Below are 20,438 nucleotides of genomic sequence, written 5' to 3' on the forward strand. Positions count from 1 at the left end.
GTCAGCGGTCCTTGCGCAGGGCGTGGGCGAGAAGGTCGAGGAAGGAGCGGTTGATGAGGCTGGACTCGGCGGGCCTGAGCGGACGCCGGGACAGCAGCGCCGCCTGCCCGTACAGGGCCTCGGCGCTGGTGCGGGCCAGTTCCGGCTCGTCGATCGCGACGGCCGTGCGCACCAGCGGGTTCAGCTGGTTGAGGATCAGCTGGGCGCGCGGCGCCTCCTGCCGCAGGGCGCCGAGGATGTCGCCCCACAGGCCGCCCTCCTGCTCGCGGGCGAGCCGGGAGCGGGTGCGCTCGTGCCGGGCCTCCCGGCTGTCGACCAGCAGCGCGGGCGCGGACGCCGGCTGGAAGGAGCGCAGCGCCACGTCGCAGTCGAACACCGCGAGGGCCTCACGGGCCAGCGCCAGATAGGCCGCGGCGGCCAGCTCCGTCTCCCGGTCGACCGGGTCGAGGTGCGCGGTCAGCGTCGCCGGGTCGAGGTCGGCGACGCCCACCTCGGGCCGGATCTCGGGCAGCCGGTGCACCAGTTCGCGGTCGTAGGTGTAGCCGCCGTTGACCACGCCCAGCCCGGCGGCCGACGCGATCGCCGCGACCTGCCGGAACTCCTCCACGCTGGACGTCACCAGCACGGTGCGGTGGGTGCGGGAGAACTCGTCGAGCGTGCAGTGCCCGTCGGTGGTCTCGAACGGCAGCCACGGCAGCAGCATCCGCAGGATCTCGTCGTCGTGCACGGCGAGCGACTTCACCGACAGGTGGTGCGCCTGGAGGAAGCGGTGCAGCAGCTCCGGGTCGCTGGCGGCGACGCGGGCGATCCAGGCGCGCAGCTGCTCGGCCAGCGCGTCACGGACCGCGGCGAGGGTGTCGTCCTCGTACAGGGACTCGCGGGACGCCGTGGGGCGCAGGCTCTCCGCGTCGATCACGCAGCGCACGAAGAACGCCCAGTCGGGCAGGATCTCCTCCGCCTGCTCCGACAGCAGCATGCCCTTGACGTGCACCCGGTGCCCGTGACGGCGCCCGGCCGGCACCGCCTCCGGCAGCACGCACGCGACGCCCCTCAGACCCACGGCCGGCAGGTCCAGCTCGAGGGTGTCCAGCGGCGTGAAGCCGAACACCTCCTCGCCGTACTTCGCGAGCGCGCGGGAGCGGGCGCCCGGCGTCGGGTACGTCCGCGCCCAGGGCGCCTGCTCCGGGTTGACCGGTACGGCGGGCCCGCCGGTGCCGTCGTCGAAGGTCACCGGGTGCCGCAGCAGCGAGCCGAAGTGCCGGGCCAGCGCGTGCACGTGCGCGGGCGCGGTCCACTCGCCCGCGTCGGCGCGCGGCGTCAGCGTGACCGTGGTGCCGGGGGAGGGGCGTGCGGAGGCGGGCAGGGCGCGCACGGTGTAGCTGCCGTCGCCGCGCCCCCGCCACTCCACGGCCGGCGCGCCGGGCGTACGGGCGGACCGGCTGACCACGTGGATCTCGTCCGCGACCAGGAAGCAGGACAGCAGGCCGATGCCGAACTGGCCGATGAAGTCGCCCCGTTGCTCGGCGATCCCGTCGGCGCGCTTGCTGCTGCGGCCGATCGTGGCGAGGAAGGTGTGCACGTCCGTCTCGGTGAGGCCGACGCCGTCGTCCTCGACGCGGACCACGGAGCGGTCGGCGTACAGCCGGATGCCGAACGACCCGGCGGGCGCGCCCGGTTCGAGGGTGTGCCGGGCGGTGAGCGCGTCCACCGCGTTCTGCATCAGTTCACGCAGATAGACGCGGGGGCTGGAGTAGAGGTGGTGGGAGAGCAGGTCGACGAGGCCGCGCAGATCCACCTGGAAGGTGCGGTCGGCGGTGTGGTCGGGCAGGGTCATGGGCGGTCCGGGGGGTGAAGGCGTGCGGTGACGGCGGAAGTTGGGCGGGCCGGGGCTCAGAAGGCCTTGCGGAAGCGCGCGTACGCCTTCTGCGGCTCGGACATGTACGTCCACGGCCACTCGGTGTACGCGCCCTCCAGCTCGCGGAAGACGTTGGAGGCGGTGCTGCTTCCGGCCAGGGACAGGGCCATGGCGAAGATGTTGTAGTCGCCCTGCCAGCCCAGGCGGCGCTCGTAGGCGTGATGCAGGACGCTGCGCTCCGCCGCCTGCCTCAGCTCGGCCCGGATCCGCGGCTGCTGGAGGCAGGCGCCGTCGTCGGACTCCACCCACTCCTCGATGTACGCCATGGCGACGGCGCAGCCGAGCCGGTGGCCGTCGGGCGCCGCGGCGAACGCCGCGCGGGCGAACTCCAGCGCCTCCCCGGGCTCACCGCCCCAGCGGGGCTGGAGCTGGGACACCCATTCGAGATGGACCTCCAGGTCGAGCGGGTCGCGGCGCAGCGCCGCGTCGCGCCGGGTCTCGGCGACCGTGGGGCCGAGCGACATACCGCGCGCGGAGGTGAGCAGCTGGCGCCACGGCGTGATCCAGTCCGGACGCAGCTCGGCGGCTTCGAACAGCTGCCGCTCGGCGATGTCGAGCCGCTCGTGGAACACGCGCCACTGCTCCTGGGTGACGTGCACGGCGCGGGCGGCGGTGCGCGCCTCCCAGCCCCACTTGATGTGGCGCGCACCGGATATCAGCAGGGCCAGGGCGCGGTGCTCCTTGTCCTCCTCGACGGCGTGGCCGATCCAGTCCTGCAGCCCGTCGATGTCCGTGAACTGACCGAGGACCTGGTGGTCACGGCCCAGGTCGAACGGGGCCAGCGCCTCCTTGACGCCCTCCCAGTCGCCCGCGTCGGCCGCCTCCACGGCCGCCAGCACCCGCCGGTCGCCGAGGGCGCGCAGCGGGTGCACGCCGTTCTTCCGCCGGGGAACCGGAAGGGCGTGCGGATCCGCACCCGGTCCCTCCTCGCCCCTGCCGAACAGCTTGCCGAACATGCCGCGCCCTCCCCTGGTCCCGCGTGATCGTCCGGCGCATCATAGGGCGCGCCACCGACACCGCTTCCACAGGGTTTTCACACCGGTCCCATGCCAACCTCGCAGGTGGGAGCGGTGATTACGGCAAATCCGAGCGAACGGCGGCGATCAGCCGCGCAGTTCCGCCAGCACCGCGTCGGTGAACGGCGGCCACGCCTCGACGGCCCAGGGTCCGAACGCCCGGTCGGCGAGCGCCACGCAGGCCGCGCCCGCGTCCGGGTCGATCCACAGGAACGTGCCCGACTGGCCGAAGTGCCCGAAGGTGCGCGGCGAGGACGAGGCGCCCGTCCAGTGCGGCGCCTTGGCGTCCCGGATCTCGAGGCCGAGCCCCCAGTCGTTGGGGTTCTGGTGGCCGTAGCCCGGCAGCACGCCCTTGGTGCCCGGGTACTGCACGGTCGTCGCGGCGGCCACGGTCCGCGGGTCCAGCAGCCGCGGCGCCTGCACCTCGGCGGCGAACCGCAGCAGGTCGTCCACCGTGGACACGCCGTCCTTGGCGGGGGAGCCCTCCAGCGAGGTGGACGTCATCCCCAGCGGCTCGAGCACCGCCTGCCGCAGATACTCGGCGAACGGGATCTCCGTCGCCTTCTCCACATGGTCGCCGAGCTGCTCGAACCCGGCGTTGGAGTACAGCCGCCGCTCGCCGGGCGCGGAGGTCACCCGGTGCTCGTCGAACGCCAGACCCGAGGTGTGCGCCAGCAGATGCCGCACCGTCGAGCCCTCGGGCCCGGCCGGCTCGTCCAGCTCGACCGCGCCCTCCTCGTACGCCACGAGCACCGCGTACGCGGCCAGCGGCTTGGTGACCGAGGCCAGCGGGAAGCGGCGCCCGGACGGGCCGTGCGTGCCCAGGACGGTGCCGTCCGCCCGTACCACCCCCGCCGCAGCGGTGGGAACCGGCCAGTTCTCGATCGACGCGAGGCTCTTCAGCGACATGCCGTCGAGCCTAAGCGCTCACAGCATGAGCTCCAGCAAAGGGTCCGGCTTGGGCGTGAACCCCAGAGACCGGTACAGCGGCTCCGCCTCCGTGCTCGCGGTCAGCCGCACCCGCCCGGCGCCCCGCTCGCGGAACCACTCGAGCAGCGCTTCCACGCAGGCCCGCGCGTAGCCTCGGCGCCGGGCGTCGGGGTCGGTGGCGACGCTGAAGACGTGACCGTCGATCCCATGCGGGTTCCGCGCCCCGCCGATCCGGTAGTCCAGCGTCCCGGCCACCAGCGCCGCGAGGGCGCCGGGCCGCTCCGGGTGGTCCACGACGAACGCGGCGAAGGAGCTGTCCTCCGCGAGCCGTTCGCGCAGCACCGGCAGGGACACCGTGTGCCACGCGGTGGACGGGTCGGAGCGGGCCATCGAGTCGATCATCACCTGGCGCAGACGCAGCACTTCCTCCGCGTCCTCGGGCGTCGCCCGGCGTACAAGGCTCATGCCCGCACGGTAGTCGGAGCGTCCCGACACGTCCGCCCATTTCTCACCGGCACCGCTTGCCTGGAGCGCACTCCAAGGATCTAGCGTGGACGCATGACGGTGACGGAGACCACGGACACCAGGACCGACACCTGCGCCGGACCCCCGCAAGGCGACCGGCGGCCGGACGGCAAGGACAAGTACACGATCAGCGAGGTGGCCGCCCTCACCGGGCTGACCGCGCACACCCTGCGCTGGTACGAGCGGATCGGCCTCATGCCGCACATCGACCGCTCCCACACCGGGCAGCGCCGCTACACCAACCGTGACCTCGACTGGCTCGCCCTGGTCGGCAAGCTCCGCCTGACCGGCATGCCGGTCGCCGACATGGTGCGCTACGCCGAACTGGTCCGGGCCGGCGACCACACGTACGCCGAGCGCTTCGAGCTGCTCAAGGCGACCCGCGAGGACGTGCTGTCCCGGATCGCCGAACTCCAGGGCACCCTCGCCGTCCTGGACCGCAAGATCAGCTTCTACGCGGACGCCGGGCGCGCCCTGGCCTCGGAAAGGGCATGATGACCGCGCACACGGTCCGACGACGACGCTGGGCGCCGGCGGCCCCGAGGCGGGCGTGCAGGGCCTCGGCCGCATGGGCATGAACTTCGCCTACGGCCCCGCCGACGCGGACGCCTCCCGGGCCGCCCTGGAACGTGCCCTGCGCCCGAAGGGGCGCCGGGAACTGCGCGCCCAGCCCCCAGGCACCCGCACCCGGCGGACGACTCAAAGCTCCGCGAGCAACTCCGCCTTCTTCGAGGAAAACTCCTCATCCGTCACCAGCCCCGCCTGATGCAACTCCCCGAGATGCCGGATCCGCTCGGCGATATCCGCAGGATCGCGCCGAGCGGACGACGGCACACCCCCCGCGCCCGCGGCAGGCGAAGACATGGCCGGCACCGCCGAGCAACTCCGCACCGCGGCCAGCACAGCCGCAGCGAACGGCAGTGACTCGTGCACGGGCCCGTACCCCAGCCCGAACACCACCGCGGCGGGGTCCTGGTCGGCCTGCGCCGGGGCCGGCACCGCCGTGTCCCGGCGCAGCAGCCGCAGATGACCCTCGAACACCTCGGGCGACCGCCATTCCACCCCGCTCAGCTCGGAGACGGGGAATCGCTGGTCGCCGGCCTTCCACTTCGCCGAGGACGCCCCGGTCCAGAACCAGCGGAACGCCACCGACGTACCGTCGAACGTCGCCTTGCCGTCGTACGCCTTGAACTGCAGCGGCGCCTCGGGCGCGGCCACCAGGTGGCGCTCGGCGGGGCCCGACTCGGTGAGCTGGGCACGCAGTTCGTCGGCGTAGTACTCGGCCAGCGTCTCCCGCTCGGCGGGCAGCACCAGCCGGTAGGGGTCGCTGCTCTCCTTCAACTGCCCGGCGGCCGCCTCCATCAGCGGGTCGGCTCCCGGCCGGGGCTCCAGACGCAGGACCACGGTGCCGCGCTTGCCGGGCGAGAGGGTCACGCCCTCGATCGCCTCCAGAGGCACGCGCCGCTCCCCGAGCGCCTGGAACAGCTTGGGTGTTCGAATCCCTCGTACGTAACGGATGAGCACGGAGTCGGACTCGAACTCCCAGGCGGCATGAAATCCGGCCAGTACGTCACCCATGCGGCTCATCGTATGCGGCACGAGCTTCTCCGTCCCCTCCCCACGCATACCGCAGTATCTCCGCTTCTACGCGCGTCCGGTAGGGGTCGTACCGGACAAACCCGCCAGGCAGGTGTCGTTCCGGTGCGCACACGACACCGCCGTGTATGCGCCAACCCCGATCCCCGCGAAGTTCCGCAGGCTGTCCGTGCCGGGCACGAAGTACCCGGCGTGCCCCTTGGCGTCACGGGCCGACAACACGCGCGCGCCGAACCCGTCGGCCACCGGGTCGGCCCCATGGCCCAGTCCGCCGAGCTCCAGGTGGGGCACGTCCTGGATCCAGTCGTCGGCGTCCCGCATCGCCCACACCCGCGCGGTGGTGCGCAGTTGGGAGGCGTGCTCCACCCGCATCCCCGGGCTGCCGGCCACGGCGATGTCGGACACCCGCTCCGGCAGGTCCCGCGCGGCGAGTCCGCAGACCACCGAGCCGTAGCTGTGGCAGAACAGGGAGACCGGGGTGAGCCCGGGCAGTCCCCGCACCATCGCGTCCAGCCGGTCCGCGCCGTCCTCCGCGCGCATCGCCGTGGCCGCGTCCATGCCGAGCCCGCTGGGCGCGGTGTAGTCGGCCCAGGCGATGACGGCCGTGCGCGTCGCGGGGTCGGCCCGCCGCTGCGCCTTGTACAGCGACTTGGCCATGCCCACGGGGGCGGAGTGCCGGCGCTCGGAGCGCTGGAAGGTCAGCAGATCGGTGTCGACGCCGGGGACGACCACCGACACCCGCTCGGCGTGGCGCAGGTCACCGAAGACCTCGGCGACGCGTCCGGCGCCCGCCGGGTTGAAGGCGAGGATGTGCCGCTCCGGACGCATCAGCGCCTCGATGCGGTCCATCCTGCGGGCGGCCTGCTGCTGGCCCTCGGGTGTGAGCCGGGTGTCGTGCACCCGGCTCAGCTCGGTCTCGTGGGCCTCGGCCAGCGCGATGCGGTTGGCGCGGTAGCGCAGTTCGACCGGCGCGCCGTTCATGTTGCCGACGGCCAGCGGATAGCGCTCGGCGAGCCGGAGCCGCTGCGCGGCGGTGAGCGAGGCGAAGAACCGGGCGAGGCGCGTCGGCGCCGACTGCGGGTCGGGCAGCCGCTTCCCGGCCACCCGCCCGTCCTCCCACGCGGCGAGCGACGCCTGCAGGGGAGCGGGGTGGCGCTGGTGACGCAGTGCCGTCCAGCCGGTGGTCGCCAGCATCACGAAGACCACGGCGAGCGCCAGCAGCGCCCGCCACACGTTCAGCTGGGGGGAGGTGTCGAAGGAAGTCACTGGGAGGACACACTAGGAGAACGAGAGTGTCTCGCGGGAATCCAGTGACCGGGATCACGTTTCGGTGGGCCGATCCAGGGATGCGGTCGTACGCCAGTTCGTGGCGAGGGCCGGTCCGACATGGTCCAGGCACGTCCGCATCAGCTCCCGCAGCGCCTCGGTGCTCAGGTCGTCCCTCTCGGACCACCGGCGCTCCGCCACCCGGATCACCCCGCCGAACGCGGCCACCAGGATGCGGGGCCGCGGGTCGGTGTCGACGTCCACCTCCTCGCGCTCGGCGATGATCCCCGCCAGCTCCTCCTCCAGCTCCGCGGCCCGGCGCAGATGCGCGGCGAGCAGGGCCGGCGTGGACTCGATGACCCGGTAGACCCGCATGTGCAGCTCCACCGGGACGAGCTCCCCCACGGCCTCGTCGATGGCGTCCCAGCTGTCCAGCACGGCCCGGCGCAGCGCCTCCAGCGGCGCCTCGTCGCGCGGGCGGGCCCGTACGGCGTTGACGATCCGCTGCTCCGCGAGGCGCGGCACGAACAGCGCCACCTCCTCCTTGCTGGCGAAGTAGCGGAAGAAGGTGCGCTGCGAGACGTCCACGGCCGCGGCGATGTCGTCGACCGTCGTGCCGTCGTAGCCACGGGTGGCGATGAGCTCCAGGGCGGCCCGGACCAAGGCGTCCCGCGTGCGCTGCTTCTTGCGCTCGCGCAGGCCCGGCCGCGGCAGGGCGCCCACGACGGTCCCGACCGTGTCCATGGCTCCTCCTTGAACCGTGCGCCCGGACCGGGCGAGGGACGCATGTCCTGTCAGTTACTGACTGGTGAAATGAATTGTCAAGTGTCAGCGGCTGACACTAGCCTCGAATGTATGACTAGTCAGACCACCCTCGACAAGGCGGGGCAGGGGGACGGCCCTTCGGCCGGCCCGTCGGAGGCGACGCCCGGCAAGGGGCTGCGCGGGCACCCCTGGTTCACGCTGTTCACCGTCGCCGTGGGCGTCATGATGGTGGCCCTGGACGGCACCATCGTGGCCATCGCCAACCCGGCCATCGCCAGCGACCTGGGCGCCACCCTCGCCGACGTCCAGTGGATCACCAACGCGTACTTCCTCGCCCTCGCGGTGTCCCTGATCACCGCGGGCAAGCTCGGTGACCGCTTCGGCCACCGGCAGACCTTCCTCATCGGCGTGGTCGGCTTCGCCGCCGCGTCCGGGGCCATCGGCCTCTCCGACAGCATCACGCTCGTCATCGTCTTCCGTGTGCTCCAGGGCCTGTTCGGCGCGCTGCTGATGCCGGCCGCGCTCGGCCTGCTGCGGGCCACGTTCCCCGCCGAGAAGCTCAACATGGCCATCGGCATCTGGGGCATGGTCATCGGCGCCTCCACCGCCGGCGGCCCGATCCTCGGCGGCGTCCTCGTCGAGCACGTCAACTGGCAGTCGGTGTTCTTCATCAACGTGCCGGTCGGCGTCCTCGCCGTCGCGCTCGGCGTGTGGATCCTGCTCGACCACCGCGCGGAGAACGCCCCGCGCTCCTTCGACATCCCCGGCATCGCCCTGTTGTCCGGCGCGATGTTCTGCCTGGTGTGGGCGCTCATCAAGGCGCCCGAGTGGGGCTGGGGCGACGGCAGGACCTGGGCGTTCATCGCCGCCTCCGTGGTCGGCTTCGCCGTCTTCGCCTTCTGGGAGACGAAGGTGAGGGAGCCTCTGATCCCGCTGGCCCTCTTCCGCTCCGTTCCGCTGTCCGCGGGTGTGGTGCTGATGGTGCTCATGGCCATCGCCTTCATGGGCGGCCTGTTCTTCGTCACCTTCTACCTGCAGAACGTGCACGGCCTCAGCCCGGTCGACGCCGGTCTGCACCTGCTGCCGCTCACCGGCATGATGATCGTCGGCTCCCCGCTCGCGGGCGTGATGATCACCAAGGTCGGCCCGCGCATCCCGCTCGCCGGCGGCATGGCCTGCACCGCGCTCGCGATGTACGGCATCTCCACGCTGGAGAAGAGCACCGGCAGCCTCGCCATGTCGGTCTGGTTCGCGCTGCTCGGCCTCGGCCTCGCCCCCGTCATGGTCGGCGCCACCGAGGTCATCGTGGGCAACGCGCCGCTGGAGCTGTCCGGTGTGGCCGGCGGTCTCCAGCAGTCCGCGATGCAGGTCGGCGGCAGCCTCGGCACCGCCGTGCTCGGCGCCGTGATGGCCTCCAAGGTGGACGGCGACCTGCCGGGCAACTGGGAGAAGGCGGGCCTCCCGCCGCTGACCCCGGAACAGGCCGGCCAGGCCTCCGAGGCGGTCCAGGTCGGTGTGCCGCCGGTGCCGAAGGGCACCCCCGAGGCGATCGCCGCGAAGATCACCGACGTCGCCCACGACACCTTCATCTCCGGCATGAGCCTGGCGTCGCTGGTCGCCGCCGGGGTCGCCGCCGTCGCCGTCCTGGTCGCGCTGCTCACCAAGCGCGGCGAGAACGCGGAGGCGGGAGCGGGCGTCGGCCACATCTGACGCCCCGTGAGGGCCGCGCCGGCGCGCCGCCGGAGGGGTGCGGCGCGCCGTGACGGTCATCCCCCGTACGCACACGGGGAATTCAGGACGGAAGAGGGGGTACCCGCCATGTCAACCAACCCATCAGGGAGTTGATGATGGCGAGCTTCGGACACGGAACCACGCGCAGGAACCCCCGCACACGTGGCCGGACGTGGTCACGGTCCGGGCCGGATCGCGCGACGCTCGGGATCATCGGAGCCATCTGCGCCGTCGCCGGTTTCTTCGTCCTGGGCATCGTGCTCGGCCCGGTGGCGATGGTGTGCGGCTGGCTGGCCATGGGCCGCAGCTGGGCGGGCTCCCGCTCGGTGCCGGCCCTGATCGCCCTGGTCCTCGGCGCCATCGACACGCTCCTGGCCGTCATCTGGCTGGCCGGGGCGGGCGCCATGGGGACCGGCATGCTCTGACCCGGTCGACAGCATCGGCGAGGGGGCCTCCGGCGAACCAGCCGGAGGCCCCCTCGCCGATGCGGCCCCGCTCCACGTGGCACGCGTCTCCGTTCCCCGCGCATCCGGGCGGCGGTGGGACAGCCCTCAGGGGTCCGGGGCAACTGCGCGACCGGCCCGAAACCACCCGCGGCCGCCCCGCCGCCCCGACTGGCATCCCCCGCCCGCCGGAGGCGCTACGCGTCGCCGCCCGCCGCGCCCGGGTCCGCCGCCGACACGTCCAGCAACTGGTACCGGTCGACGGCCTGCTTCAGCACCGAGCGGTCCAGGTGCCCCTCACGCGCCAGCTCCGTCAGCACCGCCAGCACGACCGACTGCGCGTCGATGTGGAAGAAGCGCCGCGCCGCCCCGCGCGTGTCCGCGAAGCCGAACCCGTCCGCGCCCAGCGACTGGTACGTGCCCGGCACCCACCGCGCGATCTGGTCCGGCACCGACCGCATCCAGTCCGACACCGCCACCACCGGCCCCTGCGCCGACGCCAGCTTGCGCGTCACGTACGGGGTGCGCTGCTCCTCCTCCGGGTGCAGCAGGTTGTGCTCCTCGCACGCCACCGCCTCGCGCCGCAGCTCGTTCCAGGAGGTCGCCGACCAGACGTCCGCCTTGACGTTCCACTCCTCCGCGAGGATCTTCTGCGCCTCGATCGCCCACGGCAGCGCCACCCCGGACGCCAGGATCTGCGCCGGGAGCGAGCCGGAGGTGCCCTCGCTGAAGCGGTACAGGCCCTTGAGGATGCCCTCGACGTCCACGTTCTCCGGCTCCGCCGGGTGCAGGATGGGCTCGTTGTAGACCGTCAGGTAGTAGAAGACGTCCTCGCCGTGCGGGTGTTCCTCCGACGAGCCGTACATCCGGCGCAGCCCGTCCTTCACGATGTGCGCGATCTCGAAGCCGAACGCCGGGTCGTACGCGACGCACGCCGGGTTGGTCGAGGCGAGCAGCTGCGAATGCCCGTCGGCGTGCTGGAGACCCTCACCGGTCAGCGTGGTGCGGCCGGCGGTCGCGCCGAGCACGAAACCGCGCGCCAGCTGGTCGGCCATCTGCCAGAACTGGTCGCCGGTGCGCTGGAAACCGAACATCGAGTAGAAGACGTACACCGGGATGAGCGGCTCGCCGTGCGTGGCGTACGCCGAGCCCGCCGCGATCAGCGAGGCCGTGCAGCCCGCCTCGGAGATGCCGTCGTGCAGCATCTGCCCCTGCGGCGACTCCTTGTAGGCGAGCAGCAGATCCCGGTCCACCGCCTCGTACTGCTGGCCGAGCGGGTTGTAGATCTTCGCGCTCGGGAAGAACGAGTCCATGCCGAACGTGCGGTACTCGTCCGGCGCGATCAGCACGAACCGGCGGCCGATCTCCTTGTCCCGCATGAGGTCCTTGAGGAGCCGCACGAAGGCCATGGTCGTCGCGATGGACTGCTGGCCCGAGCCTTTCTTCACACTCGCGTACGTCTTGTCCTCGGGCAGCGCCAGCGGCTTGCCGCGCACCACCCGGGTCGGCACGTACCCGCCGAGGGACCGGCGGCGGTCGTGCATGTACTGCATCTCCTCCGAGTCCGGCCCCGGGTGGTAGTAGGGCGGAAGACCCGACTCCAGGTCCTTGTCCGGGATCGGCAGGTGCAGCCGGTCCCGGAAGTGCTTCAGGTCGTCGACCGTCAGCTTCTTCATCTGGTGCGTGGCGTTGCGGCCCTCGAAGTTGGGGCCCAGCGTCCAGCCCTTGACCGTCTTCGCCAGGATGACCGTCGGCTGGCCCTTGTGCTCCACCGCCGCCTTGTACGCCGCGTAGATCTTCCGGTGGTCGTGACCGCCGCGTCCCAGGTGCAGGATCTGGTCGTCGGTCATGTTCTCGACCATCGCGCGCAGCCGGTGGTCGTCGCCGAAGAAGTGCTTGCGGATGTACGCCCCGGACTCCGTGGCGTACGTCTGGAACTGGCCGTCCGGCGTGGTGTTCATCTTGTTCACCAGCACGCCGTCGCGGTCCTGCGCCAGCAGCGGGTCCCAGCTGCGGTCCCAGATCAGCTTGATCACGTTCCAGCCGGCGCCCCGGAAGATCGACTCCAGCTCCTGGATGATCTTGCCGTTGCCGCGCACCGGGCCGTCCAGCCGCTGCAGGTTGCAGTTGACGACGAAGGTCAGGTTGTCCAGGCCCTCGCGCGCCGCGATGCTCAGCTGGCCCAGCGACTCCGGCTCGTCCATCTCGCCGTCGCCGAGGAACGCCCACACGTGCGACTTCGAGGTGTCCGCGATGCCCCGCGCGTGCATGTAGCGGTTCATCCGCGCCTGGTAGATCGCGCCGATCGGGCCGAGGCCCATCGACACCGTCGGGAACTCCCAGAAGTCCGGCATGGACCGCGGGTGCGGGTACGACGACAGCGCGTACGGCGCCTTCGACTTCTCCTGGCGGAAACCGTCCAGGTGCTGCTCGCTCAGCCGGTCCAGCAGATACGCGCGGGCGTAGATGCCCGGGGAGGCGTGCCCCTGGAAGAAGACCTGGTCGCCGCCGTCGCCCTCGTCCTTGCCGCGGAAGAAGTGGTTGAAGCCCACGTCGTAGAGCGACGCGGAGGACGCGAACGTCGCGATGTGGCCGCCCACCCCGATACCCGGGCGCTGGGCGCGCGAGACCATCACGGCGGCGTTCCAGCGGGTCGCGTTCAGGATCTTGCGCTCGATCTCCTCGTTGCCCGGGAAGAACGGCTCCGCCCGGGTGGGGATCGTGTTGACGTAGTCCGTGCTGCGCATCTCGGGCACGGCCACGCGCCGGGCGCGGGCCCGCTCGATCAGCCGCAGCATCAGATAACGGGCCCGCTCCCGGCCGCGCTCGTCGACCGCGGCGTCGAGGGAGTCGAGCCACTCCTGGGTTTCCTCGGGGTCGAAGTCAGGAACCTGACTCGGAAGGCCGCCAATGATGATCGGGCTGCGATCGGATGCGGAAGCCACGCTGTTCCTTACCTGTCGGAGGGCCGTGGATGGGCCGTCGTCTCGCTCGCCACGGCCCGGTGTGCGCCGCTCCCATGCTCCACCCCGCGACCGCGGACGTCATCTCTACCGAGAGGTAATCCCTCGGCGCGGCCGGTACGGTGACGCAAGGGGCGAGTACATGCGAGTCTCGTACCCACAAGCGGTTCCCAAACGCCCAAACGGGGCACAAAGGTGTGGTGTCCATCACTGCTGACGGAGACGGGGTGCCTGGAGTTGCGGTGACCCGGCCAGGATCGTCACCGTTTCGGCGGTCCGCACGGCCGGGTACTTGCGCGATCCGTCCCGCCCGTGTGGACTACGGCCAATGCTTCGCGCACGCGCGTGGCTGAGATATTTCCCAAGACATGATCAGGAGGCAACCCGTGAGCGCGACCGCGGACCACGCGGAGGAGCGGACGAACCCTGCCGCCAGGCTGGGGTTCCAGCCCGGGCAGGTGGTCCAGGAGATCGGCTACGACGACGACGTCGACCAGGAGCTCCGCGAGGCCATCGAGGGCGTCATCGAGAGCGAACTTGTCGACGAGGACTACGACGACGTGGCCGACGCCGTTGTGCTGTGGTTCCGTGACGACGACGGCGACCTGACGGATGCGCTGGTGGATGCCACCACGTACATCGAAGAGGGCGGCGCGATCCTGCTGCTCACGCCGAAGACCGGCCGGGACGGATACGTCGAGCCGAGCGAGATCTCGGAGGCCGCCACCACGGCCGGCCTGACGGCGTCCAAGAGCGTCAGCGTGGGCAAGGACTGGAGCGGCAGCCGGCTGGCGACCCCGAAGGCCGCCAAGTCGAAGCGGTGACACACCCCCGGACGGGCCGGCGGCGACCCGTGTCGCACGCGTCGGCCCGTTCGCGGGACCCTCGTCCTGCCTGCGTAGGGTGGCCGTACGGCACCACCCCGGAGCGACGAGGACGAGCATGACGATCCCGGTCGGAGCGCAGGCCCCCGACTTCGAACTCAAGGACAACCACGGCGCGCCCGTGCGTCTGTCCGACTTCCGCGGGCAGAAGAACGTCGTGCTGCTCTTCTACCCGTTCGCCTTCACCGGTGTCTGCACCGGCGAGCTGAGCGAGATCCGCGACCGGCTGGAGCAGTTCGCCGAGCGCGACGCCGAGGTGCTCGCCGTCTCCAACGACTCCATCCACACCCTGCGCGTCTTCGGCGAGCAGGAGGATCTTCCCTTCCCGCTGCTCAGCGACTTCTGGCCGCACGGCAACGTCTCGCGCGCCTACGGCGTCTTCGACGAGGACAAGGGCTGCGCCGTGCGGGGCACCTTCGTCATCGACCGGCAGGGCGTCGTGCGCGCCACCGTGAGCAGCGGGATGGCGGACGCCCGTGACCCCGGCGAGTACCTCGCGGCGCTCGACACCCTGTGAACGTCCGTCCCCAGGGCCTGCGGGTCCGGGGAACCCGTCACTAGGATCGACTCGTTGATCCGACATCCATGCACAACGGGGCATCCCGCCCCCGGGACACCAAGGGAGGACTCGTGGGAGTCAGCCTCAGCAAGGGCGGCAACGTATCGCTGAGCAAGGAGGCGCCGGGCCTGACCGCGGTCATCGTCGGACTGGGGTGGGACGTCCGCACCACGACCGGCACCGACTTCGACCTGGATGCCAGCGCCCTCCTGCTGAACAGCTCGGGCAAGGTCGCCAGCGACCAGCACTTCGTCTTCTTCAACAACCTCAAGAGCCCCGACGGCTCCGTCGAGCACACCGGTGACAACCTCACCGGTGAGGGCGAGGGCGACGACGAGCAGATCAAGGTCAACCTGGCCGCCGTCCCGGCCGACGTGGAGAAGATCGTCTTCCCGGTCTCCATCTACGACGCCGAGAACCGCCAGCAGTCCTTCGGCCAGGTGCGCAACGCGTTCATCCGCGTCGTCAACCAGGCCGGCGGCGCCGAGATCGCCCGTTACGACCTGTCGGAGGACGCCTCGACCGAGACCGCCATGGTCTTCGGCGAGCTCTACCGTCACGGCGCGGAGTGGAAGTTCCGCGCCATCGGCCAGGGCTACGCCTCCGGCCTGCGCGGCATCGCGCAGGACTTCGGCGTGAACGTCTGAGCCGGGCACGTCCCGGGTACAGACCCGAGCGGCCGTCCCGTACGGCCACCGCCCGGGCGCCGCGCGCCCGCCGCGTGCGGCGCCCGGGGACGCCCCCTCGCGGGGGAGTGCAGGACCACCTGGAAACACCACCCGGAGGGGGACCAGCATCATGGGCGTCACGCTCGCCAAAGGGGGGAACGTCTCCCTGTCCAAGGCCGCACCCAACCTCACGCAGGTGATGGTCGGGCTCGGCTGGGACGCGCGCTCCACCACGGGCGCCGACTTCGACCTCGACGCCAGTGCGCTGATGTGCAGCGGCGGCCGGGTCATGGGGGACGAGTGGTTCGTCTTCTACAACCAGCTCAAGAGCCCCGACGGCTCCGTGGAGCACACCGGTGACAACCTCACCGGTGAGGGCGAGGGTGACGACGAGTCCCTGCTGGTGGACCTGTCCAAGGTTCCGCAGCAGTGCGACAAGATCGTGTTCCCGGTGTCCATCCACATGGCCGACGAGCGCGGCCAGACCTTCGGGCAGGTCAGCAACGCCTTCATCCGCGTGGTGAACCAGGCGGACGGCCAGGAACTCGCCCGCTACGACCTCAGCGAGGACGCCTCCACGGAGACGGCGATGATCTTCGGCGAGCTCTACCGCTACCAGGGTGAGTGGAAGTTCCGTGCAGTAGGGCAGGGGTACGCGTCGGGCCTGCGGGGCATCGCTCTAGACTTCGGGGTCAACGTTTCGTAAAGCCGCCACGGCGGCGGGGGAGACCCGTACACACACATGGGGTAGCCAGTGGTTCTGAAAACCTTCGGCTGGTCGTTCGCGGTGACCGCGCTCGGCCTGGTCGCAGCATTCCTCTTCGGGGGGTGGACCGCCTTCGGAATCGTGGCGATCCTCTCGATCCTCGAGATTTCGCTGTCCTTCGACAACGCGGTGGTCAACGCCGGAATCCTGAAGAAGATGAATGCCTTCTGGCAGAAGATCTTCCTCACCATCGGCATCCTGATCGCCGTCTTCGGCATGCGGCTGGTCTTCCCCGTCGTCATCGTCGCGATCAGCGCACAGCTCGGTCCGATCGAGGCGGTCGACCTCGCGCTCAGCGACAAGGACCGTTACCAGGAGCTCGTCACCGACGCCCACCCGGCCATCGCGGCCTTCGGCGGCATGTTCCTGCTCATGATCTTCCTCGACTTCATCTTCGAGGACCGGGAGATCAAGTGGCTGGCCTGGCTCGAGCGGCCGCTGGCCAAGCTCGGCAAGGTCGACATGCTGTCGGTCTGCATCGCGCTGATCGTCCTGCTGATCTCCGCCATGACCTTCGCCACCCACGCCCACCAGCACGGCGGGACGCACGTGGACAAGGCGGAGACCGTCCTGCTGGCCGGCATCGCCGGTCTGATCACCTACATGATCGTGGGCGGACTCTCCGGCTACTTCGAGGACAAGCTCGAAGAGGAGGAGGAGCACGAACACGAGGAGGAGGAGAAGGCCGCACGCGAGGGCAAGCCCAAGTCGGCGATCGCCCTGGCCGGCAAGGCCGCGTTCTTCATGTTCCTCTACCTCGAGGTCCTGGACGCGTCCTTCTCCTTCGACGGCGTCATCGGCGCCTTCGCCATCACCAACGACATCGTCCTCATGGCGCTCGGCCTCGGCATCGGCGCCATGTACGTCCGGTCGCTCACGGTCTACCTGGTCCGCCAGGGCACCCTGGACGACTACGTGTACCTGGAGCACGGCGCGCACTACGCGATCGGCGCCCTGGCGATGATCCTGCTCGTCACCATCCAGTACGAGATCAACGAGATCATCACCGGTCTCATCGGCGTCGTCCTGATCGGCGCCTCCTTCTGGTCCTCCGTGCGCCGCAACAAGCGCATCGCGGAGGCCGAGGCACAGGCGGGCGAGAAGACCGAGGTCTCGTCCGGGGTGTGACAGCCCTCCGGGTGAGGAACGCTCTCGACGGGGCGGCCACGAGGAGCAGTCCTCGCAGGCCGCCCCGTCGGCCGTGCGGCGCACCGGCGCCCCGCGGCCACCGGCGGGGGTTCGACGAGTGGACTTGGGGCGGGAATGGGTTTACTGGACGGACTGTGGCGCGGCCGGAACAACGACTTCGACTCCGGCAACGCGGCCACCAATGCCATCGAGCTGACCAAGCGGCACGGCCAGGTGTCGCTGACCAAGCAGGGCGCGGCCACCGGCCATCTGCGGATCAACCTGAGCTGGCGGATGCGCACCTCCGACCTGGGCGGCCCGCAGCGGGAGTCGCTGCTGCGCCACCCGTTCAAGGCGCTCAAGCCGCCGGAGGTCGTCGGGCACAGCCAGTCCATGGTCAACGTCGACCTCGACCTGGGCTGCCTGTACGAGCTGCAGGACGGCACCAAGGGCGTGGTGCAGCCCCTCGGCGGCTACCTCGGCGACGTCAACGGCCCGCCGTACGTGAAGCTCAGCGGCGACGACCGGTTCGGCTCCGCCTCCGGCGAGACGATCTACGTCAACCTCGACCAGCGGGAGAACATCAAACGCCTGCTGGTCTTCGCCTACATCTACGACCAGACCCCCGCCTTCGACCGCACCAAGGCCGTCGTCACGCTCTACCCGAGCAACGGCCCGCGCATCGAGATCTCCCTCGACGAACGCCAGCCGCAGGCCCGGTCCTGCGCGGTGGTGCTGATCGAGAACGTGAAGAACGAGATCGTCGTGCGGCGCGAGGTGCGGTTCGTCTACGGCTTCCAGGCCGAGCTGGACCGGCTGTACGGCTGGGGGCTGCAGTGGGGCCGGGGCTTCAAGACCAAGGCCGACCGCTGAGCAGCGGCCGGCCCGGGTGCTGTCGTGTGCTGCGTCGTCCTGTCGGGGGCGTCCTGTCCAGGGCCGTCCTGTCCAGGGCCGTCCTGTTCAGCGTCCGATGAACTGCGGCCCCTGCGGCGGCAGCCGGAAGTCCGGGTCGGGCGCGCCCGTGGCCGGCGGCGGGAAGCCGTACCGGTCCTGCGCCGCCTGGGCCGCCGCCGTGGCGGGCGCGGGCGCCGGATAGCCGTACGCCGGCGCGCTCGTCGGGTGCGGGTAGCCGTAGGCGGGCTGCGCGGCCGCGGGCGGGGCGGCGGTGGGCTGCTGCGGCGGGTAGCCGTACGCGGGCTGCGTGGGCACCCCGGAGGGCGGCTGCTCGGGCGGCAGCGGGCGGGACACCTCCGGGGCCGCGGGCGGCGCCGGGGCGTGCGCCTGGGTCACCGCCTCGGGCGAGACCGGCTCGGGCGTCTGCGCGGGCGGCTCGGGCGTGCCCGGGGCGGCGGAGGCGTCCGGCTCCTCGGCGGCCTCCGACTCGTCCACCGAGATGCCGAAGTCGGTCGCCAGGCCCTTCAGGCCGTTCGAGTAGCCCTCGCCGAGCGCGCGGAACTTCCAGCCCTCCCCGCGCCGGTACAGCTCGCCGCAGATCAGCGCGGTCTCCTGGCCCGTCTCCGGCTTCACGTCGAAGTACGCCAGCGCCTCGCCGTCCGGGTTCTGCGCGTCGTAGAGCAGGATGCGCAGCGCCTGTACGCGGTCGAAGGTCACCCCGTCGGCCGACGCGACGAGCAGAATCCGGCCGACACCGGACTCGACACCGGTGAGATCTGTCTGGATCGTGTCGGTCAGGGCCTCGGCGACGCGCTTCTTGCCGAGCCGCCACACCTTCCCGGACGGGTGCCGGGGCTGGTTGTAGAAGACGAAGTCCTCGTCGGAGCGCACACGGCCGTCGAGACCGAGGAGCAGCGCGGAGGCGTCCACGTCCGGCACCCCCTGCCCGGGCGACCAGCGCAGCACGGCGCGTACCGTGGTGGCCTCGAGAGGAACGTTCGACCCCTTCAGCATCGCGTGCGTCATGCCCGTCATCCTGCCTTCTCGGTCCTGGTCACGACAATGCGGGGGGTTGGCTCCGCCATCACGGGGTTACCTGAAGTTCATGCCCGGTGGGAACCGCCGACACGGACTTCTACGTACTATTACCGGCCACCTTTCGGCACTCCACAGAGTCCACTACAGCCACGGGGGAGTTCAATGCGTCATTTCGGGCACGTCGCCCCTGAGGTGCGGGAACGTCTTTTCTACCGGGAGCCGTGCGAGTTCACCGCCGGCTCCCCGGCCCGGGTGCTGTCGGCGGCGCTGGGCGCCACGCTCTACAGCCCCGCCACCCGGCCCCGGCTCGCCGACGACGTCCTCAAGCAGGGCGCCCGCGGCGTCGTCTCCATGGTGCTGTGCCTGGAGGACTCCATCAGCGACGCCGAGGTCGTCGCCGGCGAGGAGAACCTGGTCCGCCAGCTCACCGACCTCGCCGGACGACCCGGCGCGGACCTGCCGCTGCTGTTCGTCCGGGTCCGCGAACCGGAGCAGATCGGCGACCTGGTCCGCCGCCTGGGCCCCGCCGTCGCGGTGCTGTCCGGATTCGTGCTGCCCAAGTTCACCGCCGAGCGCGGCCTGCCGTTCCTGGAGGCCCTCACCGCCGCCGAGTCCGCCTCCGGCCGCCGGCTCTTCGCCATGCCGGTGCTGGAGTCGCCCGAGCTGCTCTACCGCGAGAGCCGCGTCGAGACCCTCGAGGGCATCTTCCGCGCCGTCGACAAGTACCGCGACCGCGTGCTCGCCCTGCGCCTGGGCGTCACCGACTTCTGCTCCTCCTACGGGCTGCGCCGCGGCCCCGACATGACCGCGTACGACATCCAGGTCGTCGCCTCCGTGATCTCCGACGTGGTGAACATGCTCGGCCGCGCCGACGGCACCGGCTTCACCGTGACCGGGCCCGTCTGGGAGTACTTCCGCGTCCAGGAGCGCATGTTCAAGCCGCAGCTGCGGCAGAGCCCCTTCCTGGAGGTGGAGGCCACGGCGCTGCGCCAGAAGCTCATCGAGCACGCCATGGACGGCCTGCTCCGCGAGATCTCCCTGGACCGCGCCAACGGCCTCCTCGGCAAGACCTGCATCCACCCCTCCCACGTCCTGCCCGTCCACGCGCTGTCCGTCGTCAGCCACGAGGAGTTCAGCGACGCCCAGGACATCCTCCGGCCGGAACGCGACGGCGGGGGTGTACTGCGGTCCGCGTACACGAACAAGATGAACGAGGTGAAGCCGCACCGCGCCTGGGCGGAGCGGACCCTGCTGCGCGCGGAGGTCTTCGGCGTCGCCAACGAGGACATCGGCTTCGTCGAACTGCTCGCGGCCGGCCTGGCCGAGTGAGCGGGGCCTTCGGCGAAGCGAG

At 71.1% G+C, this 20,438-nt stretch carries 19 protein-coding genes and 1 pseudogene; 11 read left to right on the forward strand and 9 right to left on the reverse strand.

The features are described 5' to 3' along the window. Nucleotide 1 precedes the first annotated feature (1 nt). The 4 genes from ACQY0Z_RS13455 to ACQY0Z_RS13470 all read right to left on the reverse strand — a co-directional run bounded on the left by ACQY0Z_RS13455 (nucleotide 2) and on the right by ACQY0Z_RS13470 (nucleotide 4,326). Nucleotides 2–1,834, reverse strand: coding sequence for an HSP90 family protein (locus tag ACQY0Z_RS13455; RefSeq protein ID WP_254587302.1), 1,833 nt, complete (start codon nucleotides 1,832–1,834; stop codon nucleotides 2–4). A 56-nt stretch (nucleotides 1,835–1,890) separates the two neighbouring features. Next, on the reverse strand, nucleotides 1,891–2,871 hold the full coding sequence (locus ACQY0Z_RS13460) for a hypothetical protein (protein ID WP_439812315.1): 981 nt from the start codon (nucleotides 2,869–2,871) through the stop codon (nucleotides 1,891–1,893). A gap of 147 nt (nucleotides 2,872–3,018) precedes the next feature. After that, nucleotides 3,019–3,840, reverse strand: coding sequence for a serine hydrolase domain-containing protein (locus tag ACQY0Z_RS13465; RefSeq protein WP_189901591.1), 822 nt, complete (start codon nucleotides 3,838–3,840; stop codon nucleotides 3,019–3,021). An 18-nt stretch (nucleotides 3,841–3,858) separates the two neighbouring features. Beyond that, the gene (locus ACQY0Z_RS13470) at nucleotides 3,859–4,326 is read right to left on the reverse strand and encodes a GNAT family N-acetyltransferase (protein ID WP_189901589.1); all 468 of its coding nucleotides are present in this window, start codon (nucleotides 4,324–4,326) and stop codon (nucleotides 3,859–3,861) included. A gap of 93 nt (nucleotides 4,327–4,419) precedes the next feature. On the opposite strand from ACQY0Z_RS13470, the gene ACQY0Z_RS13475 reads away from it, so the two are divergent. Both ACQY0Z_RS13475 and ACQY0Z_RS13480 read left to right on the forward strand, forming a co-directional pair. Then, the gene (locus tag ACQY0Z_RS13475) at nucleotides 4,420–4,881 is read left to right on the forward strand and encodes a MerR family transcriptional regulator (RefSeq protein ID WP_028959740.1); all 462 of its coding nucleotides are present in this window, start codon (nucleotides 4,420–4,422) and stop codon (nucleotides 4,879–4,881) included. Nucleotides 4,882–4,909: 28 nt separating this feature from the next. Beyond that, nucleotides 4,910–5,023, forward strand: a pseudogene (locus ACQY0Z_RS13480) (aldo/keto reductase); the annotation flags it as partial. Between the two features lie 62 nt (nucleotides 5,024–5,085). Here the strand turns inward: ACQY0Z_RS13480 and ACQY0Z_RS13485 are convergent. The 3 genes from ACQY0Z_RS13485 to ACQY0Z_RS13495 all read right to left on the reverse strand — a co-directional run bounded on the left by ACQY0Z_RS13485 (nucleotide 5,086) and on the right by ACQY0Z_RS13495 (nucleotide 7,992). Continuing rightward, a complete protein-coding gene (locus ACQY0Z_RS13485; protein WP_189901587.1) occupies nucleotides 5,086–5,964 on the reverse strand; it encodes a DUF4429 domain-containing protein in 879 nt (292 codons plus the stop codon). 66 nt (nucleotides 5,965–6,030) lie between these two features. Then, nucleotides 6,031–7,248, reverse strand: a complete 1,218-nt coding sequence (locus ACQY0Z_RS13490) for an alpha/beta hydrolase (protein WP_439812316.1) — start codon at nucleotides 7,246–7,248, stop codon at nucleotides 6,031–6,033. Between the two features lie 54 nt (nucleotides 7,249–7,302). Continuing rightward, a complete protein-coding gene (locus tag ACQY0Z_RS13495) occupies nucleotides 7,303–7,992 on the reverse strand; it encodes a TetR family transcriptional regulator (RefSeq protein ID WP_439812317.1) in 690 nt (229 codons plus the stop codon). A 111-nt stretch (nucleotides 7,993–8,103) separates the two neighbouring features. Between ACQY0Z_RS13495 and ACQY0Z_RS13500 the strand changes: the two genes are divergently transcribed. Next, on the forward strand, nucleotides 8,104–9,723 hold the full coding sequence (locus ACQY0Z_RS13500) for an MFS transporter (protein ID WP_189901582.1): 1,620 nt from the start codon (nucleotides 8,104–8,106) through the stop codon (nucleotides 9,721–9,723). Between the two features lie 134 nt (nucleotides 9,724–9,857). After that, complete coding sequence (locus tag ACQY0Z_RS13505) at nucleotides 9,858–10,169, forward strand: small hydrophobic protein (protein WP_189901580.1); 312 nt, start codon at nucleotides 9,858–9,860, stop codon at nucleotides 10,167–10,169. A gap of 215 nt (nucleotides 10,170–10,384) precedes the next feature. On the opposite strand, the gene aceE is transcribed toward ACQY0Z_RS13505, so the two are convergent. Next, nucleotides 10,385–13,132 carry a pyruvate dehydrogenase (acetyl-transferring), homodimeric type gene (gene aceE, locus ACQY0Z_RS13510; RefSeq protein WP_189901579.1) on the reverse strand — a complete coding sequence of 916 codons (2,748 nt, stop codon included), beginning with the start codon at nucleotides 13,130–13,132 and terminating at the stop codon, nucleotides 10,385–10,387. Nucleotides 13,133–13,536: 404 nt separating this feature from the next. On the opposite strand from aceE, the gene ACQY0Z_RS13515 reads away from it, so the two are divergent. From ACQY0Z_RS13515 to ACQY0Z_RS13540, 6 genes are all read left to right on the forward strand, one after another. Continuing rightward, a complete protein-coding gene (locus ACQY0Z_RS13515) occupies nucleotides 13,537–13,974 on the forward strand; it encodes a DUF3052 domain-containing protein (RefSeq protein WP_189901577.1) in 438 nt (145 codons plus the stop codon). Between the two features lie 118 nt (nucleotides 13,975–14,092). Beyond that, the gene (locus ACQY0Z_RS13520; RefSeq protein WP_189901575.1) at nucleotides 14,093–14,551 is read left to right on the forward strand and encodes a peroxiredoxin; all 459 of its coding nucleotides are present in this window, start codon (nucleotides 14,093–14,095) and stop codon (nucleotides 14,549–14,551) included. 113 nt (nucleotides 14,552–14,664) lie between these two features. Further along, nucleotides 14,665–15,240, forward strand: coding sequence for a calcium homeostasis/redox stress adaptation protein (locus ACQY0Z_RS13525; protein ID WP_019522513.1), 576 nt, complete (start codon nucleotides 14,665–14,667; stop codon nucleotides 15,238–15,240). 151 nt (nucleotides 15,241–15,391) lie between these two features. Further along, on the forward strand, nucleotides 15,392–15,967 hold the full coding sequence (locus ACQY0Z_RS13530; protein WP_254587688.1) for a TerD family protein: 576 nt from the start codon (nucleotides 15,392–15,394) through the stop codon (nucleotides 15,965–15,967). Between the two features lie 48 nt (nucleotides 15,968–16,015). Next, nucleotides 16,016–17,155, forward strand: a complete 1,140-nt coding sequence (locus ACQY0Z_RS13535; protein ID WP_189901571.1) for a DUF475 domain-containing protein — start codon at nucleotides 16,016–16,018, stop codon at nucleotides 17,153–17,155. 135 nt (nucleotides 17,156–17,290) lie between these two features. Beyond that, entirely contained in the window at nucleotides 17,291–18,028 is a 738-nt protein-coding gene (locus tag ACQY0Z_RS13540; protein ID WP_189901569.1) for a TerD family protein, read from the forward strand. An 87-nt stretch (nucleotides 18,029–18,115) separates the two neighbouring features. On the opposite strand, the gene ACQY0Z_RS13545 is transcribed toward ACQY0Z_RS13540, so the two are convergent. Then, nucleotides 18,116–19,075 (reverse strand): TerD family protein, encoded by a 960-nt coding sequence (locus ACQY0Z_RS13545; protein WP_439812318.1) that lies wholly within the window; start codon nucleotides 19,073–19,075, stop codon nucleotides 18,116–18,118. Between the two features lie 174 nt (nucleotides 19,076–19,249). On the opposite strand from ACQY0Z_RS13545, the gene ACQY0Z_RS13550 reads away from it, so the two are divergent. Next, nucleotides 19,250–20,416 carry an HpcH/HpaI aldolase/citrate lyase family protein gene (locus tag ACQY0Z_RS13550; protein WP_189901565.1) on the forward strand — a complete coding sequence of 389 codons (1,167 nt, stop codon included), beginning with the start codon at nucleotides 19,250–19,252 and terminating at the stop codon, nucleotides 20,414–20,416. Nucleotides 20,417–20,438 lie beyond the last annotated feature (22 nt).

Source organism: Streptomyces sp. P9-2 (assembly GCF_051903975.1).
In the GTDB taxonomy this organism is placed as follows: Bacteria; Actinomycetota; Actinomycetes; order Streptomycetales; family Streptomycetaceae; genus Streptomyces; species Streptomyces cellulosae.

Bases quoted from the DNA above. Each gene is read 5' to 3' on its own strand.
- ACQY0Z_RS13540 (WP_189901569.1), top strand. From the start codon at position 17,291: ATGGGTTTACTGGACGGACTGTGGCGCGGCCGGAACAACGACTTCGAC.
- ACQY0Z_RS13550 (WP_189901565.1), top strand. From the start codon at position 19,250: ATGCGTCATTTCGGGCACGTCGCCCCTGAGGTGCGGGAACGTCTTTTC.
- ACQY0Z_RS13455 (WP_254587302.1), bottom strand. From the start codon at position 1,834: ATGACCCTGCCCGACCACACCGCCGACCGCACCTTCCAGGTGGATCTG.
- ACQY0Z_RS13485 (WP_189901587.1), bottom strand. From the start codon at position 5,964: ATGGGTGACGTACTGGCCGGATTTCATGCCGCCTGGGAGTTCGAGTCC.
- ACQY0Z_RS13470 (WP_189901589.1), bottom strand. From the start codon at position 4,326: ATGAGCCTTGTACGCCGGGCGACGCCCGAGGACGCGGAGGAAGTGCTG.
- ACQY0Z_RS13545 (WP_439812318.1), bottom strand. From the start codon at position 19,075: ATGACGCACGCGATGCTGAAGGGGTCGAACGTTCCTCTCGAGGCCACC.
- ACQY0Z_RS13500 (WP_189901582.1), top strand. From the start codon at position 8,104: ATGACTAGTCAGACCACCCTCGACAAGGCGGGGCAGGGGGACGGCCCT.
- ACQY0Z_RS13495 (WP_439812317.1), bottom strand. From the start codon at position 7,992: ATGGACACGGTCGGGACCGTCGTGGGCGCCCTGCCGCGGCCGGGCCTG.
- ACQY0Z_RS13460 (WP_439812315.1), bottom strand. From the start codon at position 2,871: ATGTTCGGCAAGCTGTTCGGCAGGGGCGAGGAGGGACCGGGTGCGGAT.
- ACQY0Z_RS13530 (WP_254587688.1), top strand. From the start codon at position 15,392: ATGGGCGTCACGCTCGCCAAAGGGGGGAACGTCTCCCTGTCCAAGGCC.
- ACQY0Z_RS13465 (WP_189901591.1), bottom strand. From the start codon at position 3,840: ATGTCGCTGAAGAGCCTCGCGTCGATCGAGAACTGGCCGGTTCCCACC.
- ACQY0Z_RS13475 (WP_028959740.1), top strand. From the start codon at position 4,420: ATGACGGTGACGGAGACCACGGACACCAGGACCGACACCTGCGCCGGA.
- ACQY0Z_RS13505 (WP_189901580.1), top strand. From the start codon at position 9,858: ATGATGGCGAGCTTCGGACACGGAACCACGCGCAGGAACCCCCGCACA.
- ACQY0Z_RS13520 (WP_189901575.1), top strand. From the start codon at position 14,093: ATGACGATCCCGGTCGGAGCGCAGGCCCCCGACTTCGAACTCAAGGAC.